General features: G+C 71.0%; 19 protein-coding genes and 1 other RNA gene. 14 read left to right on the forward strand and 6 right to left on the reverse strand.

Features of this window, described 5'->3' with window-relative positions; genetic code table 11:
* Nucleotide 1: 1 nt before the first annotated feature.
* From ACYQ0J_RS02555 to miaA, 3 genes are read right to left on the reverse strand one after another with little or no spacing between them, the layout of a single operon-like run.
* Nucleotides 2-745 (reverse strand): 3'-5' exonuclease, encoded by a 744-nt coding sequence (locus ACYQ0J_RS02555; protein WP_460170622.1) that lies wholly within the window; start codon nucleotides 743-745, stop codon nucleotides 2-4.
* Nucleotides 745-2,160, reverse strand: coding sequence for an Asp-tRNA(Asn)/Glu-tRNA(Gln) amidotransferase subunit GatA (gatA, locus tag ACYQ0J_RS02560; RefSeq protein WP_460170623.1), 1,416 nt, complete (start codon nucleotides 2,158-2,160; stop codon nucleotides 745-747). The genes ACYQ0J_RS02555 and gatA overlap by 1 nt, the downstream gene beginning before the upstream one ends.
* 7 nt (nucleotides 2,161-2,167) lie before the next feature.
* Complete coding sequence (gene miaA / locus ACYQ0J_RS02565; RefSeq protein WP_460170624.1) at nucleotides 2,168-3,076, reverse strand: tRNA (adenosine(37)-N6)-dimethylallyltransferase MiaA; 909 nt, start codon at nucleotides 3,074-3,076, stop codon at nucleotides 2,168-2,170.
* Between the two features lie 18 nt (nucleotides 3,077-3,094).
* On the opposite strand from miaA, the gene ACYQ0J_RS02570 reads away from it, so the two are divergent.
* Nucleotides 3,095-3,523: an Hsp20/alpha crystallin family protein gene (locus ACYQ0J_RS02570; protein ID WP_460170625.1), complete on the forward strand. Its 429-nt coding sequence runs from the start codon at nucleotides 3,095-3,097 to the stop codon at nucleotides 3,521-3,523.
* Here ACYQ0J_RS02570 and ACYQ0J_RS02575 read toward each other — a convergent pair.
* From ACYQ0J_RS02575 to ACYQ0J_RS02585, 3 genes are all read right to left on the reverse strand, one after another.
* Nucleotides 3,517-4,095: a thymidine kinase gene (locus ACYQ0J_RS02575; protein WP_460170626.1), complete on the reverse strand. Its 579-nt coding sequence runs from the start codon at nucleotides 4,093-4,095 to the stop codon at nucleotides 3,517-3,519. The genes ACYQ0J_RS02570 and ACYQ0J_RS02575 overlap by 7 nt on opposite strands.
* A gap of 119 nt (nucleotides 4,096-4,214) precedes the next feature.
* A complete protein-coding gene (gene rpmE / locus ACYQ0J_RS02580; RefSeq protein WP_026234242.1) occupies nucleotides 4,215-4,430 on the reverse strand; it encodes a 50S ribosomal protein L31 in 216 nt (71 codons plus the stop codon).
* Between the two features lie 83 nt (nucleotides 4,431-4,513).
* Complete coding sequence (locus ACYQ0J_RS02585; RefSeq protein WP_460170627.1) at nucleotides 4,514-4,693, reverse strand: hypothetical protein; 180 nt, start codon at nucleotides 4,691-4,693, stop codon at nucleotides 4,514-4,516.
* Between the two features lie 43 nt (nucleotides 4,694-4,736).
* Between ACYQ0J_RS02585 and rnpB the strand changes: the two genes are divergently transcribed.
* The 13 genes from rnpB to ACYQ0J_RS02650 all read left to right on the forward strand — a co-directional run bounded on the left by rnpB (nucleotide 4,737) and on the right by ACYQ0J_RS02650 (nucleotide 16,392).
* Nucleotides 4,737-5,104, forward strand: an RNA gene (gene rnpB, locus ACYQ0J_RS02590) — RNase P RNA component class A.
* A 185-nt stretch (nucleotides 5,105-5,289) separates the two neighbouring features.
* On the forward strand, nucleotides 5,290-5,724 hold the full coding sequence (mraZ, locus tag ACYQ0J_RS02595; protein ID WP_460170628.1) for a division/cell wall cluster transcriptional repressor MraZ: 435 nt from the start codon (nucleotides 5,290-5,292) through the stop codon (nucleotides 5,722-5,724).
* Between the two features lie 6 nt (nucleotides 5,725-5,730).
* Nucleotides 5,731-6,591 carry a 16S rRNA (cytosine(1402)-N(4))-methyltransferase RsmH gene (rsmH, locus tag ACYQ0J_RS02600; RefSeq protein ID WP_460170629.1) on the forward strand — a complete coding sequence of 287 codons (861 nt, stop codon included), beginning with the start codon at nucleotides 5,731-5,733 and terminating at the stop codon, nucleotides 6,589-6,591.
* Nucleotides 6,588-6,833 carry a hypothetical protein gene (locus ACYQ0J_RS02605; protein WP_460170630.1) on the forward strand — a complete coding sequence of 82 codons (246 nt, stop codon included), beginning with the start codon at nucleotides 6,588-6,590 and terminating at the stop codon, nucleotides 6,831-6,833. The genes rsmH and ACYQ0J_RS02605 overlap by 4 nt, the downstream gene beginning before the upstream one ends.
* Entirely contained in the window at nucleotides 6,830-8,149 is a 1,320-nt protein-coding gene (locus ACYQ0J_RS02610) for a peptidoglycan D,D-transpeptidase FtsI family protein (protein WP_460170692.1), read from the forward strand. Before ACYQ0J_RS02605 ends, ACYQ0J_RS02610 begins: the two co-directional genes overlap by 4 nt.
* Nucleotides 8,133-9,443, forward strand: a complete 1,311-nt coding sequence (locus ACYQ0J_RS02615; RefSeq protein ID WP_460170631.1) for a UDP-N-acetylmuramoyl-tripeptide--D-alanyl-D-alanine ligase — start codon at nucleotides 8,133-8,135, stop codon at nucleotides 9,441-9,443. Before ACYQ0J_RS02610 ends, ACYQ0J_RS02615 begins: the two co-directional genes overlap by 17 nt.
* The gene (locus ACYQ0J_RS02620; RefSeq protein WP_460170632.1) at nucleotides 9,431-10,132 is read left to right on the forward strand and encodes a hypothetical protein; all 702 of its coding nucleotides are present in this window, start codon (nucleotides 9,431-9,433) and stop codon (nucleotides 10,130-10,132) included. Before ACYQ0J_RS02615 ends, ACYQ0J_RS02620 begins: the two co-directional genes overlap by 13 nt.
* On the forward strand, nucleotides 10,123-10,974 hold the full coding sequence (locus ACYQ0J_RS02625) for a phospho-N-acetylmuramoyl-pentapeptide-transferase (RefSeq protein WP_460170633.1): 852 nt from the start codon (nucleotides 10,123-10,125) through the stop codon (nucleotides 10,972-10,974). The genes ACYQ0J_RS02620 and ACYQ0J_RS02625 overlap by 10 nt, the downstream gene beginning before the upstream one ends.
* Nucleotides 10,971-12,224, forward strand: a complete 1,254-nt coding sequence (locus ACYQ0J_RS02630; RefSeq protein WP_460170634.1) for a Mur ligase family protein — start codon at nucleotides 10,971-10,973, stop codon at nucleotides 12,222-12,224. Before ACYQ0J_RS02625 ends, ACYQ0J_RS02630 begins: the two co-directional genes overlap by 4 nt.
* Entirely contained in the window at nucleotides 12,203-13,261 is a 1,059-nt protein-coding gene (locus tag ACYQ0J_RS02635; protein ID WP_460170635.1) for an FtsW/RodA/SpoVE family cell cycle protein, read from the forward strand. The genes ACYQ0J_RS02630 and ACYQ0J_RS02635 overlap by 22 nt, the downstream gene beginning before the upstream one ends.
* A complete protein-coding gene (locus ACYQ0J_RS02640) occupies nucleotides 13,249-14,268 on the forward strand; it encodes a UDP-N-acetylglucosamine--N-acetylmuramyl-(pentapeptide) pyrophosphoryl-undecaprenol N-acetylglucosamine transferase (protein ID WP_460170636.1) in 1,020 nt (339 codons plus the stop codon). The genes ACYQ0J_RS02635 and ACYQ0J_RS02640 overlap by 13 nt, the downstream gene beginning before the upstream one ends.
* A complete protein-coding gene (murC, locus tag ACYQ0J_RS02645) occupies nucleotides 14,265-15,605 on the forward strand; it encodes a UDP-N-acetylmuramate--L-alanine ligase (protein WP_460170637.1) in 1,341 nt (446 codons plus the stop codon). Before ACYQ0J_RS02640 ends, murC begins: the two co-directional genes overlap by 4 nt.
* Nucleotides 15,595-16,392 carry a UDP-N-acetylmuramate dehydrogenase gene (locus ACYQ0J_RS02650; RefSeq protein WP_460170638.1) on the forward strand — a complete coding sequence of 266 codons (798 nt, stop codon included), beginning with the start codon at nucleotides 15,595-15,597 and terminating at the stop codon, nucleotides 16,390-16,392. Before murC ends, ACYQ0J_RS02650 begins: the two co-directional genes overlap by 11 nt.
* Nucleotides 16,393-16,421 lie beyond the last annotated feature (29 nt).

Consider the following 16,421-nt stretch of genomic DNA (forward strand, 5'->3'; position numbering starts at 1 on the left):
ATCACCTCCCGAGGTCCCGAAGCGGACGGGGGCTACCTGAAGTGAGCATATAATACACCTCGTAGGCCACGGCAAGCGTGCGCTCCACGTCCTCCAAGGCCCGGTGCTCCCCCCGGGGGGGAAGCTCCAGGACCTGGGACAGGGCGTCCAGGCCATAGCGCGGCAGGCCCCGCATGGCCCGCTTGGCCAGGCGGAGGGTGTCCACCACCGGGTTTTCCAAGCGGAAGCCCAGGGCCTCCAGGGCCGGGCGGAGGAAGGAGAGGTCAAAGGGGGCGTTCTGGATGACCAGGGTGGCCCCCTCCAAGAGGGGGTGGACTTCCTCCAGCACCGCCTCCAGGGGCGGGGCCTCCTCCAGCTCCCAGGTTCTTATGCCCGTGAGCCGCTGGATGAAGGGGCTGGGGGGGCGCTTGGGGCGCACCAGGCTCTGGAAGGCCCGCCTTTCTCCCCCCTCCAGGCGCACCAGGGCCACCTCGATAATCTCGTTCAGCCCCGGGGCCAGGCCCGTGGTCTCCAGGTCCAGGACCACCACCGCCTCCCCGGGGTGGGGAAAGGGGTAGCGCCATTCCCAAAGCCCCACCTCCTCCCCGGGGATAAAGCGCCCGTCCAGGAGCGGCCGCAGGATGGGCCCCACCGGCCCCTTGAGCCCCAGGGCCTCCCCCAAAAGGGGCACCGGCAGGGGCCGCCCCTCGGCCCTGAGCCTCCGGGCCAGGCGCGTGGCCATGCGGTAGCGGAGGGTGGCGTCCACTAGAGGGCCTCTCCCAGCGGGGCCTTGAGGAAGGCCCGTCCCGTGGCCTCCTCAAAGGCCAAGGCGGCCCGCAGGAGCCGCTCGTCCTGGCCCCAGGCGGCGAGGAGCTGGAGCCCCAGGGGAAGCCCCTCCTCAAACCCCGCGGGGAAGGAGAGGGCGGGAAGCCCCGCCAGGTTCGCCCCCACGGTGTAGAGGTCCTCCCGGTACATGGCGAGGGGGTCGGGACGCCCCCCCAAGGGGAAAGCGGGGTGGGGGGTCGTGGGGAGGAGGAGGAGGTCCACCTCCTGGAAGAGGGTTTGGGCCTCGGCCTTGAGACGCCTCCGGAAGGCCTGGGCCCGGCCGTAGTAGGCCTCGTAGTAGCCGCTGCTGAGGACGAAGGTTCCCACCAGGATGCGCCGCTTCACCTCGAGGCCGAAGCGGGCCCGGGTGGCCTCCACCACGGGCCAAAGGGCTTCGCCCTCCGCCCTCGCCCCGTACAGGGTTCCGTCGTAGCGGGCCAGGTTGGAGCTGGCCTCCGCGGGGGCCAGGATGTAGTAGGCGGAGAGGGCCAGGGGCAAGGAAGGCCAAGACACCTCCTTCACGGCGAGGCCCAGGCCCTGGAAGACCCGGAGGGCCTCCTCCAGGGCCCGCTCCACCCCCTGGCTATTTCCGGAAAGCCCCTCCCGCACCAAGCCCAAACGCAGGGGAGGCAAGGGTTCTTGCAAGGCCTCCTGGAAGCGGGGGGGGAGGTCCAGGCTGGTGGCGTCCAGGGGATCGGGTCCGGCCACGGCGTCCATGAGGAGGGCCAGGTCCCGCACGGAGCGGGCCATGGGGCCGATCTGGTCCAGGCTCGAGGCGTAGGCGATGAGGCCGAACCGGCTCACCCGGCCGTAGGTGGGCTTGAGCCCGTACACGCCGCAGAAGCTCGCGGGTTGGCGCACGCTCCCCCCGGTGTCCGAGCCCAGGGCCAAAGGGGCCAGGTCGGCCGCCACCGCCGCGGCGCTGCCCCCGCTGCTCCCCCCGGGGACCCGGGAAGGGTCAAAGGGGTTCCTGGTGGGGAAGAAGGCGGAGTGCTCCGTGGAGGAGCCCATGCCGAACTCGTCCAGGTTGGTCTTGCCCAGGACCAGGGCCCCCAGGGCCTTGAGCCGGGCCACCGCCGTGGCCTCGTAAGGGGGCACGAAGCCCTCTAAAAGCCGGCTTCCCGCCGTGGTGGGGAGGCCCTTGGTGACGATGTTGTCCTTGACGGCCACCAGGAGGCCCGCCAGGGGCAAGGCGGGGTCCACCCTCCGGGCCTCCTCCAGAAGGTTCTCGTTCAGGCTGAGGAAGGCCCCCAGGCCCGGGTCCAGGCGGCGGACCCGTTCCAGGTAAGCCTCGGCCACCTCCAGGGGGGAGACCTCCCCTCGGGCCACCTTGGCGCGGATCTCGTGGGCCAGCATGCCCCCACTATAGCCCGAAGTGGAGGCGGAGCCAGTCGCGAAACCCCACGTAGGCCTCCTCCCCACCCCGGGGAAGGTAGGTCACGTCCCCGGGCTCGTGGCGGAACCAGGTGTACTGGCGCTTGGCGTAGGCCTTCACCGCCCGGATGTCCCGCAAAAGGGCCTCTTCCAGGCTGTACTCCCCCTTCAGGTAGCCCACCACCTCCTTGTAGCCGATGGCCTGGAGGGCGGTGGGGATGCGGGGGTAGTGCGCCAGAAGGGACCTCACCTCCGCCACCAGCCCCCGGGCGAACTGGCGCCTGGCCCTCTCCTCCAGCCGGGGGAAAAGCCAGGCCCGCTCGGGCCAGAGGACGAGCTTCTTGTAGCGGAAGCGGGGCGGGCGCCGGGGAAAGCGGGCCGGCGGGGTGCCCGTGCGCCGGAGGACCTCCAGGGCCCGCACCAGCCTCCGGGGGTTCCCCGCCACCCGGGCGGCATCCTCGGGGCTGGCCCGGAAAAGCGCTTCCATCAGGGCCTCCCGACCCTTGGCTTCCAGCTCGCGCCAGATCTCCCCCTGGACCTCCTCATCGGGCGGGGGAAGCTGGTGAAGGCCCTCGGAAAGGGCCCGGATGTAGTACCCCGTCCCCCCCACCACCAAGGGCACCCGCCCCCGGGAGAGGACCTGGGCGATGGCCGCCTCCGCCAGGTCCAGAAACCGGGCCACGCTCATGGCCTCGGAGGGGGGCAGGACGTCCACGAGGTGATGGGGCACCCGCTCCCGTTCCTCGAGGGTGGGCTTGTCCGTGCCGATGTCCAGGCCCTGGTAGACCATGGTGGCGTCCGCGGACACCACCTCGAGGGGTAGCTCCTCCCCCAACCGGAGGGCCAGGAGGGTTTTGCCGCTCCCCGTGGGGCCTGCCAGCACGGGTAGGACTTCCACATCCCTTATGCTAAGGGCATGCTGGAGCGCCTGGACCGCCTGGAGACCCTGCGCAAGCTGAAGGAGCTGCAGGAGCGCATCAACGAGCTGGCCTATCAGCTCGCCGGCATCGGACCCGAAGGCTACCCCCTGGAACCTGCCGCCTGGACCCCCCGGGTGGACCTCCTGGAGGAGGACGAGCACTACGTGCTCCTGGTGGACCTCCCCGGGGTGCGCCCCGAGGACTTGGAACTCTTAGAGGAGGGAAACCGGGTCACCTTGGCCGGGGTGCGCCACCCCCTCCCCGGGGTCTACCTGCTGGAGGAAAGGCCCATGGGCACCTTCCGCCGCACCTTGGACCTACCGGGGCCCATAGAGGAGGGCACCGCCCAGGCCAGCCTGCGTCAGGGCGTACTGGAAATCCGCTTTAAGAAGCGGAAGGGCACGGCGCTCCCCTTGGCTCAGTAGACCACCTGGTGGCAGGCCCGGCACCTGGGCTCGTAGCGCTCCTTTGCCCCCACGAGAATGATGGGGTCGGAGTAGCGGGCGGGCAGGCCGTCCACCAAGCGCTGGGTCCGGGTGGCGGGCGCCCCGCACCGCACGCAGATGGCGGTGAGCTTTTCCACGAACTCCGCCCGGGCCAGAAGCTCGGGCATGATGCCGAAGGGCTCGCCCCGGAAATCCAGGTCCAGCCCCGCCAAGATCACCCGCACCCCTTGCTGGGCCAGGCGCTCCGCCAGACCCACCAGGCCCCGGTCCAGGAACTGGGCCTCGTCCACGGCCACCACCTGCGGCAGGGAGGCAAGGTGGGCCTCCATCTCCGCGGCGCTGGCCACCGGAAGCGCCTCCACCCGTTCCCCATCGTGGCTGACCACGTGGCTTTCGTGGTAGCGGTTGTCCAGCCTGGGCTTGAACACCGCCACGCTTTGCCTGGCGATCAGGGCCCGCTTGACCCGCCGGATAAGCTCCTCGCTTTTCCCGGAGAACATGGGCCCCACGATGACCTCAATCCATCCTTGGCGGTGAAGGGTGGGCGGCATCCTTCCTCCCGGGGCATTCTACGCCCGGCCTGGGACGGAGAAAAGCCCGGAGGGGCTGGCCCCTCCGAGCCTCCACGCGCTTTGGGGCCCCCGCCGAGGGGGAAGCCTCGGCGGGGTGGTTAGCGGCCCTTGCGGTAGCTGTCGCCGAAGCGGCGCTGGAAGCGCTCCACCCGGCCCTCGGTGTCCACAAAGCGCTGCTGCCCCGTGTAGAAGGGGTGGCACTTGCTGCAGACCTCCACGTGGATCTCCGGCTTGGTGGAGTAGGTGTGGATGACGTTGCCACAACCGCAGATGATGCGGGCGGGCACCAGCTTGGGATGGATGCCTTCTTTCACGGTGTCCTCCTGGCGCACGGTCTTGGCCGTGCGAAAGCCATCTATTAGTCTAGCCCCCTCCGGGCCTTCCCGCAACACCTGCCTTAGGGCGGAGGCAGGCGCCGCCACGGGGGGCCAAAGAGGCGGCGAAGGCGCTTCCAGGCCATGGCCAAGCCGCCCAGGGCGAGGCCCAAAAACCCGAGGAGCCAGAGGAGCCCCAGCACCCCAAGCCCCACCAGGGCCAAGAGCAAGAGGAGCCAGGGGGCGTACCAGGGTAGCCGCACGCCTTCACTTTAGCCCGCATCCCTGGTAAGATGAAAGGTGCCCCAGGACAGGGGTGCGGTCGCGCCCGAGGGCCAACCCCCTTGGGTGAGGAAAGTCCGGGCACCATAGGGCAGGGTGCCAGCTAACGGCTGGGCGGGGTAACCCGACGGAAAGTGCCACAGAGAAGAGACCGCCAGCGGCCGGGGCCTCCCCGGTGCGGGCAAGGGTGAAACGGTGGGGTAAGAGCCCACCGCGCCTCCTGGCAACAGGGGCGGCACGGCAAACCCCACCCGGTGCAAGGCCCAGTAGGCAGGAAGGGCTTGCCCGGCCCGTCAAAACCTGCGGGATGGGCCGCTTGAGGCCGGTGGCGACACCGGTCCCAGAGAGATGACCGCGGAAAACAGAACCCGGCTTACGCCCTGTCCTGGACCCCGAGCTTCGGCTCGGGGTTTTGTTTTCCCCGGGGGTGGGGCCCTGGTGGGTCATAGGTGGGACGTGGTGGAAAACTGTGGGAGGACCATGGTATACTTTGGGCCGAAAAGCCTTTCCTGGGTACGGCCAAAGGCGCCCTCACAGGCCCAGGGCCCATACCCCGGAAGGTGGGAGCGGGTGGGAGATGCCCTTCGGCGAGTACCAGTACAGCCTGGACGACAAAGGGCGGGTGGTCATCCCCGCCCCCTTCCGGGACTTCCTCGAGGACGGGCTGGTGCTCACCCGGGGCATGGAGGGTTGCCTCTACGTCTTCCCCTCGGATCGCTGGCGCAAGATTGAGGAACAGCTGGTGAACCTCCCCCTCACCGACGCCCAGGCCCGGGCCTTCGTGCGCTTCTTCTACTCGGGGGCCCACAAGACCCGCATGGACAATGCTTCCCGGGTGCTGATTCCTCCGCCCTTGCGCCAGTTCGCGGGCCTCGAGGAGGGCGGGGAGGTGGTCATCGCCGGGGCTCCAGGCCGGTTGGAGATCTGGAGCCAGGAACGCTGGTGGAAGGCCATTGAGGAGATCATGCGCAACCCGCCGGCCCCCGAGGCCCTGCGGGGACTTATCGGATAGGGATTTATGGAGACCACTCCCCAGCACACCCCCGTCCTCTACAAGGAGGCCTTAGACCTCCTCCAGGTGCGGCCTGGGGAGGTGTACGTGGACGCCACCCTGGGAGGCGCGGGCCACGCCCGGGGCATCCTGGAGCGGGGCGGCCTGGTCCTCGGCCTGGACCAGGACCCGGAGGCGGTGGAAAGGGCCCGCGCCCTGGGGCTTCCCGGGCTTAAGGTGCTAAAGCGGAACTTTCGCCACCTCAAGGAGGCCCTGGCCGAGGCCGGGGTGGACCGGGTGGCGGGCATCCTGGCCGACCTCGGGGTATCCAGCTTCCACCTGGACGAGCCCAGCCGGGGCTTCAGCTACCAGAGGGAGGGCCCCCTGGACATGCGCATGGGGGAAGAGGGACCCACCGCGGAAGAGGTGGTGAACCGGCTCCCCCTGGAGGCGCTTTACCGCATCCTGCGGGACCTGGGGGAGGAAAAGCAGGCCTACCGCATCGCCAAGGCCATCGTGGCCGCCCGGGAGAAGCGCCCCATCCGCACCACCACGGAGCTGGCGGAGATCGTGCGCCAGGCGGTGGGCTTCCGCAAAGCCGGCCACCCCGCCCGCAAGACCTTCCAGGCCCTGCGCATGTACGTGAACGAGGAGCTTCCCGCCCTGGCCGAGTTCCTGGAGCAGGCCAAGGAGGTGCTGGCCCCGGGGGGGAGGCTCGTGGTCATCACCTTCCACTCCCTGGAAGACCGCCTGGTGAAGCGCTTCCTCAGGGAAAGCGGCCTTAAGGTCCTCACCAAGAAGCCCATCACCCCAAGCCCCGAGGAGGTGGCCCAGAACCCCAGGGCCCGGAGCGCCAAGCTCCGGGCCGGGGAGAAGGAGGGGGCATGAGGGCCGCCTGGCGCTTCGGCCTCCTCTACCTGGTGGGCCTCCTCCTGGTCTTGGCCGCCGGGCACCGCAACCAGGTGGAAAAGGCAGAGCTCCAGGCCCTAAAGGAGCGGCTCGCCCGGCTAGAGGCCAAGGAAGAGGCATTGCTCCAGGAAAAGTGGCGGCAGACCCAGCCCCACCGGGTGCTGGAGTGGGCCGAGAGCCAGGGCTTCGTGCCCATGAGCCGGGGGAGGTGGGCCCCGTGACCACCGGGGTCAGCCGGGTGCCCTTGGTCCTGGCGGGGCTGGCCGCCTGGTCCCTCCTCTTCCTCCTGGGGGTCTACGCCCTGGTGAGCCACCCCCCCAGGCTCCAGCCCGCTCCCCCTCCCCCGGCCCCGGTCCGGGGCGCCCTCTACGCCCAGGACGGGACGCCCTTGGCCCTGACCCTAAAGGGGGGCCGCCACTATCCCTTGGGCCAAAGCGCCAGCCAGCTCCTGGGCTTTGGGGAGCGGGGGTCCGGGAGGGGCCTCGAGGGCCTGGAGCGGGACCTGAACGGGGCCCTCTCCGAGGGCCGGTCCTTCACCCTGACCCTGGACCCCTGGGTGCAGGCCATGGCGGAGCGGGCCCTCTGGCAAGGCCTGGCCCGAAGCCGGGGGGCCTTCGCCACCGCCTTGGTCCTGGACGCTGAGGGTCGCCTCCTCGCCGTGGCCAACGGACCAGCCTTTGACCCCCTGGCCCCCCGCAAGGACCCGGAACAGGACATCTCCTGGCGCAACCACGCCTTCCTGGTGCCCCTGGAACCCGGTTCCACCCTCAAGGCCCTCACCGCCGCCATCCTCTTGGAGGAAGGGGCCGCCTCCCTCACCACCCGGGTGGAGGCCCCGCCCTTCCGGGTGGTGGACGGCTGGACCATCCGCGACGCGGTGCCCCACCCCCCGGTCCTCACCCTGGCGGAGGTGCTCAAGTACTCCTCCAACGTGGGGATCAGCCAGCTGGCCGAAGCCCTTCCCAAAGAGGTCTTCCACACCTACCTGGAAAGGCTGCATCTCACGGACCCAAAACCCCTTCCTGGAATCCGGGTGGCCCCGCCCCTGGTGCGGCCGCCCCAGACCTGGAGCCGGGCCGCCTACGCCAACCACACCTTCGGCCAGGGCCTCCTCATCACCCCCTTGCACCTGGCCGCGGCCTTCGCCACCCTCCGGGACGGCCTTTACCGGCCGCCCCGCCTCTTCGCCCACCAGGAGGCCAAGGCGGAGCGGGTCTTCTCGGAAAGCACCGCCCGAAGCGTACGCCAGGCCCTGGCGGAAGGCCTGGCCCCCAGGGCCCACCTCCCGGGCTACCCCCTGGCGGGAAAGACGGGGACGGCCCAGGTGGTGGTGGAGGGGCGCTACTCCCGCGAGGTCTTCACCGCGTGGTTCGCCGGGTTCGTGCCCGGGGACCGGCCCCTCTACACCGTGCTGGTGGCCGTGCACCACCCCAAGGGCGAGATCAACGGGAGCCAGGTGGCCGCCCCCATCTTCCGGGAGATCGCCGCCTCGCTCTTGGCCTACCGGGGCCTGCCCCCCTATGCTGGAGGACGGTGAGTGGCTTGTGTATCTTACTCATGTTAGGCAACTGACGCCGGAGTGGGTGGCCGAGGCCGTGGGAGGAAGGCTCCACCCCGGGGGCAAGCCCGTCCACGACCTGCACTGGGACAGCCGGGAAGTGGGCCCCGGGAGCCTTTTTGTGGCCCTTCCGGGGGAGAGGACCCATGGCCGCGCCTTTGCGGGCGAGGCCCTGGCCCGGGGGGCCCACCTGGTCCTCTCGGACCGCCCCGGGGAAGCCACGGTGGAGGTCCGGGATACTCGCCAGGCCCTCCTCCACCTGGGGCGGGCCCTAAGGGGTCTCTTCCCCCGGGTGGTGGTGGCCGTGGGGGGCAGCACGGGCAAGACCACCACCAAGGAGGCCCTGGCCCAGGGCCTGGGGTTTCCCGCCCCTCCGGGAAACCAGAACACTGCCCCCCCCCTGGCCCGCTTCTTCCTGAACCTTTCCCCCGAGGCCCCTGGGGCCGTGGTGGAGCTGGGGATCGACCGGGTGGGGGAGATGGCGGAGCTTATGGACCTGGCCCGCCCCGCCCTCGCCGTGCTCACGGCCTTGGGGGAGGAGCACCTCCTGGCCTTCGGGAGCCTCGAGGGGGTGGTGCGGGAGGAAAGCCTCCTCCTAAAGGCTCCCCAGGCCCTGGTGAGCCTGCAGGCGGCGGAGGTGCTCCGGGGCTTCGGCTACCCCCAGGCGCACCCCACCTACGGCTTCGGCGAGGCCACCTTCCCGGGGAAGGACCTGGAGCTCCTCGCCACGGAGAGCCGTTTCCGCTACCGGCGCTGGGCGGTGCGCCTACCCTACCCCGGCCTGGGCCCGGCGCTGGCCGCCCTCGCGGCCCTGGCGGTGGCGGAACTCCTGGGCCAAGACCCCGGGGAGGTGGCGGCAAGGCTTTCCTCCTTAAGCCTTCCCCCCGGGCGCATGGAGCGGAAGGAGAAGGGGGGGGTCGTCTTTCTCAACGACGCCTACAACGCCAACCCCCTTTCCGTCAAGGCGGGGCTGCGCTGGCTCGCCAGCCAGCCGGGGCGGAAGTGGGTGGTGCTGGGGGAGATGCGGGAGCTGGGCCAGGAGGCCAGGCGGCTTCACCTGGAGGTGGCGGAGGAGGCGGCCCGGCTCGGGCTTAAGCCCCTCTACCTGGGCCCCCACGCCCAGGCCCAGGCCGCCTTGGGGGGGGAGAGGGCGGAAAGCCTGGAGGAAGCCCTCTCCTGGCTGAAGGCGCGGGTGAAGCCCGGCGATCTGGTGTACCTGAAGGCCTCGAGGGCCCTTAGCCTGGAGCGGATCTTGGAACTATGGGACGCCTAAACCCCATCCCCTACCTGGCCCTGCTCGCCGCCTGCGCCCCCCTGGCGGCCACGGCCCCCACCCTCCCCTACCCCGGGGGCTTCGCCACGGGCGGCCTGGTCACGGGCCGGTTCCAGGTGGCCCTGCCGGGGAGCCCCCTCTTCCTGGACGCGGACGGAAAGACCCTTTACGCCGCCTACCCCTACCAGCTCCTGCGCTACCGGGAGGGCACCCTGGAAAGCCTCCCCCTCCCGGGGGTGCCCCGCTTCCTGCGGGCCACGCCCCGGCTGGCGGTGGGCCTGGGAAGCGGGGTCTGGACGGAGGAGCGCCTCTACCCCTACCCCGCCTTGGACGCGGCCCTGACCCCGGAGGGGCTTTACTGGGTGGACGGGGAGGGGCTCCACCTGGGGGAGGCCCTGGTGCGGCCCGGCCCCTTCCGCCAGGTGGTGGTCTGGGAGGAAAGGGTGGTGGCCCTGGGCCAGGAGGCCTACTTCCACCCCGAGGGCCTCACCCTTCCCCTCCCCCACCCGGCCCGCAAGGCCCAGGCCGGCGCCTGCGGGGTGGTGGCCCTGCTGGACGGGGTCTACCTGGTGCGCCCGGAAGGGGTTAAGCCCCTGGCCCAGGCGGAGGACTTCGCCCTCTGGGGGGAAGCGGTCTACCTAAGCCCCGGCGAGCGGGTGGTTTCCTGCAAGGAGGTGGTATGGCCTTAGCCCTGCTCCTCTCCTGGCTTCTCACCGCGGTCTGGATCGGCTTGATGAAGGGCCTGGGCCTGGGGAAAAGGGTGCGGCAGGACGGGCCCAAGAGCCATTTGGCCAAGGAGGGCACCCCCAGCATGGGAGGGGTGGCCTTCCTCTCGGCCGCCTTCCTGGCCTACCTCCTCCTGGGGCGGGACGCCTTTTGGAGCCTTTGGCTTTTGGGGCTGGGCTTCGCCCTCCTGGGCCTCCTGGACGACCTGGGGGGAAGCCGCGAGCGCCCCATGAGGGCGCGGGAAAAGCTCTTCTACCAAGGGCTCATGGCCCTGGTCTTCGCCCTCTTCGCGGTGCGGCAGGTGGCCTACACCCCTTGGCCCATCCTGGACGTCCTCCTGGTGGCCCTGGCCGTGGTGGGGGCCGCCAACGCCTTCAACTTCACCGACGGCCTGGACGGGCTTTTGGCCAGCGTGACCGCCATCCTCCTCCTCCCCTTCTACCCTTACCCCTTCGCCCAGACCCTCCTGGGGGGCGTCCTGGGCTTCCTGTGGCACAACGCCCCCAAGGCCAAGGTCTTCATGGGGGACACGGGAAGCCAGGCCCTGGGGGCCATGGTGGCCGGGCTCTTCGTCCTCACGGGGAAGCTTTGGCTCTTGCCCCTGGCGGCCATCGTGCCCGTCATGGAGGTGCTCTCCGTGGTGGCCCAGGTCCTCTACTTTCGGCGCACCGGGAGGCGGCTTTTCCGCATGAGCCCCTTGCACCACCACTTTGAGCTTTCGGGCTGGGGGGAGGCCAAGATCGTCTTCCGCTTCGCCCTCCTCACCGCCCTGGCCACGGCCCTGGCCTTTGGGGGTTGGGCATGATCCTGGTCTACGGCCTGGGAAGGAGCGGGCTTGGGGTGTTGGCCTTCCTGAGAAAGCGGGGGCTTCCCGCCCGCTTTTACGATGACCGGCCCAAGGAAGCCGAGGTGCGGGAGGCCCTGGCCCTGGGGTTTACCCCGGACTGGGACCTGGAAGGGACGTACCCGGAGGTGGTGGCCGCCCCCGGGGTGCCCCTTGACCACCCCCACCTGGAGCGCCTGCGGGCAAGGGGGGCGCGGGTTCTGGGCGAGGCAGAGCTGGCCTACCGCCTCGCCTCCACCCCCATCATCGGGATCACCGGCACCGCGGGGAAGACCTCCACCACCCTCTTCACCGCCCACCTCCTCCGGGGCCAGGGCTTAAGGGCCCTGGAGGGGGGCAACGTGGACCCCCCCCTGGTGAGCGTGGTGGATTTGGCGGAGGTGGCGGTGGCCGAGCTTTCCAGCTTCCAGCTGGAGCGCATCCACGGCTTCCGCCCCAGGGTGGCGGTCCTCCTGAACCTGGGGGTGGACCACCTGGACCGGCACGGGAGCCTCGAGGCCTACCACCAGGCCAAGCTCAACCTCCTGAGGAACCTGACCCGGGAGGAGGCCCTGGTCTACAACGCCCAGGACCCCCGGGTGCGGGAGGCGGCGGAGCGCTCCCCCGCCCGCCCCTACCCCTTTACCCCGGGGCCGAACCCCCGGGAGACCAACCTGCGGGCCGCCCTGCAGGCCCTTCGCGCCTACCTGGACCTCCTGGGCAGGAAGCCTGACCCGGAAGCCCTCCACCAAAGCCTCCAAAGCCTTCCCAGCCCCCCGCACCGCTTCCAGGTCTTCGCCCGCAAGGGAGAGGTGGTCTTCATAGACGACTCCATCGCCACCCGCACCCCCGCGGTGGCCGCCGCCCTAGAGGCCGCCCCCGCCCCCATCGCCTGGATCCTGGGGGGGGAGGACAAGGGGGCGGACCTCGAGGCCCTCAAGGCCCTTCTCCCCCGGGTACGCCTCATCCTGGCCATCGGCCGGGACGGGCCCAAGATGGCCCGGGCCCTGGGGGAAGGGACCGAGGTGGTGGAAATCCCCGAACCCGAGGGGCGCCAAGCCCTAAGACGGGCGGTGGCCGAGGCCCTGAAGCGGCTGGAGCGGGGAAGCGTCCTCCTGGCCCCCCTGGCCGCCAGCTTCGACCAGTTCAAGGACTACAGGGACCGCGCCCAGGCCTTTCGGGAAGCGGTCTTCGCCTTGGGAGGTGAGCCGTGGACCCCGTCCTCCTCCTGAGCGCCCTCCTCTTGCTGGCCTTCGGGCTCCTGGGGGTAGGGGCGGCAGAGCCCGGGCTCCTCGCCGACCACCTCCTGCGGGTGGCCCTGGCCCTGCTGGCCCTCCTCCTGGGGGTCCTCATCCCCCCCCGGTTCTACCTGCGCCAGGGGCGCCTGCTCCTCCTGGGCACCTTCGCCCTCTTGCTCCTGGTCCTCGTCCTCGGGGGTGGCCCGGGCGGGGTCCGCCGCTGGTTCTACCTGGGGCCCGTGGCCTTCCAACCCTCGGAGCTGGCCAAGGTGGCCCTGGTCTTCTACCTGGCCTCCTTCGTGGGGCGGAAGGGGAACGACTACCCCATCGTGGGGGCCGCCGTCCTGGCGGCAGGGGTGGCAGGTCTCGTGCTGGTGGAGCCGGACTTCGCCACCGCCCTCTTCCTCCTCACCCTAAGCGGCCTCCTCTTCGTTTTCGCTGGCGTTCCCTGGCGGAGGCTCATCACCGTGACCCTGGCGGGGTTTTTGGCCTTCGCCCCCTTCTCGGGGTACTACTTCGCCCGCTTCCGCTACGTTTCCGAACGCTTCACAAACTTTCTGGACTATCTACAGGGGGAAGCCAGCCCGGCCCACACCGCCTACCAGGTCACCCAGGCCCAGAAGGCCTTGGTCCTGGCGGGGCCCCTGGGCCAGGGGCCCGGGGGGACCCTCCCCCACCTCCCCGAGGCCCACAACGACATGGTCTTCGCCAGCGTGGTCTTCGCCACCGGCTGGCTCGGGGGGCTCGTGGTCCTCTTCCTCTACTTCCTCATCTTCGCCCGGGGGCTCGCCCTGGCCCTCAGGCTGAAGGGCCCGGAAAGCCTGGTGGCCCTGGGCCTCACCCTCTACCTCACCCTGCAGGCCGCCTTGAACATCGGGGTCACCGTGGGCTTCCTGCCCGTGACCGGGGTGCCCCTGCCCCTGGTGTCCTACGGGGGGAGTTCCCTCCTGGTTTCGGGCCTGGCCGTGGGGGTGCTTTTGCGGCTGGCCCGGGAAGCCCAGGGCAAGGAGGTGGCAGGATGGTCCTCCTGACCGGGGGCGGCACCGGGGGCCACCTCTTCCCCGCCCTGGCGGTGGCCCAGGAACTCCGGCGCCGGGGGCATGAGGTCTTCTACCTGGGGGCCGAGGGGGGCCTCGAGGCCAGGCTCCTCCCCGCAAGCGGCCTGCCCCACGCCCTCATCCCCGCGGGCAAGCTGGACCGGAGCGCCCTGAGGCCGGGGGAGGCTTGGAAGCTCCTCCGGGGCCTGGGGCAGGCCCAAGCCCTCCTGCGGAAAAACCGCCCCAAGGCGGTCCTCTCCACCGGGGGCTATGCGGGCTTCCCCGGGGCGTTCTGGGGGGAGCTTTGGGGGGTGCCCGTCCTCCTCCACGAGCAAAACGCCAAGCCGGGCCTGGCCGTGCGGGCCCTGGCCCCCCTGGCCAGGGGCCTCGCCCTCTCCGTGCCCGTGGCCCTGCCCCCCTGGCTTGCCCGCAAGGCGCGGGTCACGGGGTACCCGGTGCGGGAGGTGCGCTACCCCCAGGCCGAGGCCAAGGCCCGCCTGGGCTTTGACCCCAGAAAGCCCCTCCTCCTGGTCCTGGGGGGAAGCCAGGGAAGCCTTGAGCTCAACGAGAACCTCCCCCCCCTCCTCAAGCCCTTGGGCCTTGCCGTGCTCCACCAGGTGGGGGAGCGCTGGCTTGCCCGCTACCGCCACCTGGAGGAGGAGGACTACCGGGTGGCGGGTTTCCTGGACACCCCCCTGGCCATGAGCGCCGCCGATCTCCTCCTCTCCCGGGCCGGGGCGGGCACCCTGGCGGAGGCCGCCTTCCACCGCCTTCCCGCCCTCCTCTTCCCCCTGCCCCCAAGCCTGGACGGCGGGGCGCAGGCGGCCAACGCCCGGGCCTACCGGGAGGCGGGGGCGGCGGAGCTCGGGGTCTACGAGGAGCTCCCCCGCCAGGTGGAGGCAATCCTGGCGCGTCCGGAGCCTTACCGCGAGGCCATGGACCGCCTCTCCCCCAGAGGGGCCGCCGGACGCATCGCGGACTGGTTGGAGGAGTACCTATGAGGCGCGCGCACATCATGGGCATTGAGGGGGTGGGCATGAGCGCCCTGGCCCGGCTCCTACAGGCGGAGGGGGTGGCGGTCACCGGGTGCGACCTGAGGCCGGGAAAGCGGGCCCAGGCCTTGGGCGTACCGGTCCATTCCGGACACGACCCGGCCCACCTGGGGGCGGAGGACACCCTGGTGGTGCCCACCCCCATCCCCCTGGACCACCCGGAGGTGGCGGAGGCCAGGAGGAGGGGGATGCGGATCCTGAGACGCATGGAGCTCCTGGCCCACCTCTTGGCCCAGGGGCCCTCCTTGGGGGTGACGGGGACCCACGGCAAGACCACCACCACGGGGATGCTGGCCAGCATCCTCCTGGCCGCGGGCCTGGACCCCTGGGTGCTCCTGGGAGGGGAGCTTTCCCTCTTGCCGGGGAACGCCCGCCACGGGAAGGGCCCAAGGCTTGCGGAGGTGGACGAGTCCGACCCCCTCTTCCAGGGGGTCCGGGTAGGGGTGGCGGTGGTCACCAACCTCGAGGCCGACCACATCGCCCCAAGCGGCGAGAAGGCCCCCAACTACCACGGGAGCTTCGCGGAGCTCATGGAGGCCACCCAGGGCTTCCTGGCGGGGGCCCAGGTGGCGGTGGTCCCCGCCTCCGACCCCACCCTCCTGGCCCTTTCCCAGGGGCTACCCCGGAGGCTCTTCGGGCCCGGGGGGGAGCTCTGGGCGGAGGAGGTGGTCCTGGAGGCCACGGGAAGCCGCTTCCTCCTGGTGCACCGGGGCAAGGCCCTGGGAAAGGCCCGCCTGCAGGTGCCGGGGGCCCACAACGTGCAAAACGCCCTGGCCGCGGCCCTGGCCGCCCTGGCCTTCGGGGTGGCGGAGGAGGCCATCCTCACGGGCCTCGCCCGCTTCCCCGGGGTAGGGCGGCGCTTCCAGCGGGTGGGGGAGGTGGGGGGGGCCCTGGTGGTGGACGACTACGCCCACCACCCCACGGAGGTGCGGGCCACCATCGAGGCCGCCCTCCTCCTGGGCCGGAGGGTGCGGGTGCTCTTCCAGCCCCACCGCCTCCTCAGGACCCTGGCCCTGTGGGAGGCCTTCGCCCAGGCCCTGGAGGGGGCAGAGGAGGTGGTGGTCCTCCCCGTCTACACCGCGGGGGAAAAGGCGGGGGTGGACCCCGAGGAGCTGGCAAGAAGGATCGCCCACAGGCTCCAGACCCGGGGCAAGGCCGCCCGCTTCCTGACCCAGGAGGAGGCCCTGGCCTACGCCCGGTCCACGGCAGCCCCCGGGGACCTCTGGCTGGCCCTGGGGGCGGGAGACGTCACGGAACTGGCCCGGAGGCTTGCCCATGAAGGTTAAGCGGGTGCTCCTCAAGGACTACACCACCCTGGGGGTGGGAGGACCGGCGGAGCTTTGGACGGTGGAAAGCCGCGAGGAGCTGAAAGCGGCCACGGAGGCCCCCTACCGCGTCCTGGGGAACGGCTCCAACCTCTTGGTCCGGGACGAGGGGGTACCGGAGCGGGTGATCCGCCTGGCCGGGGAGTTCCAGGCCTACGACCTCCAGGGCTGGGTGGGGGCGGGGGTTCTCCTCCCCCTCCTGGTGCAGGAGGCGGCGCGGGCGGGGCTTTCCGGGCTCGAGGGGCTTCTCGGCATCCCCGCCCAGGTGGGGGGGGCGGTGAAGATGAACGCGGGCACCCGGTTCGGGGAAATGGCCGACGTCCTCGAGGCGGTGGAGATCTTCCACCAGGGCCGCTTTCAGGTCTACCTCCCCGAGGAGCTGGGCTTCGGCTACCGGCAAAGCCGCCTCCCCCCAGGGGGGATTGTGACCCGGGTGAAGCTCCGGCTGGAAGAGCGCCCGAGGGAGGAGATCTGGCGGCGGATGGCCGAGGTGGACGCGGCCAGGAAGGGCCAGCCCAAGAAGAAGAGCGCGGGCTGCGCCTTCAAAAACCCCCCGGGCCAGTCCGCGGGCCGCCTCATCGATGAGCGGGGCCTGAAGGGCCTGCGGGTGGGGGACGCCATGGTGTCCTTGGAACACGGAAACTTCATCGTCAACCTGGGCCAGGCCACCGCCAAGGACGTGCTGGCGCTCTTGGAGCGCATCCAGGAGGAACTCCCCCTGGAGCTGGAGTGGGAGGTCTGGCCATGAGGTTTAACGGCCTGTTCACAGGGAGGGAT

This window comes from Thermus sp. FJN-A (assembly GCF_054655095.1).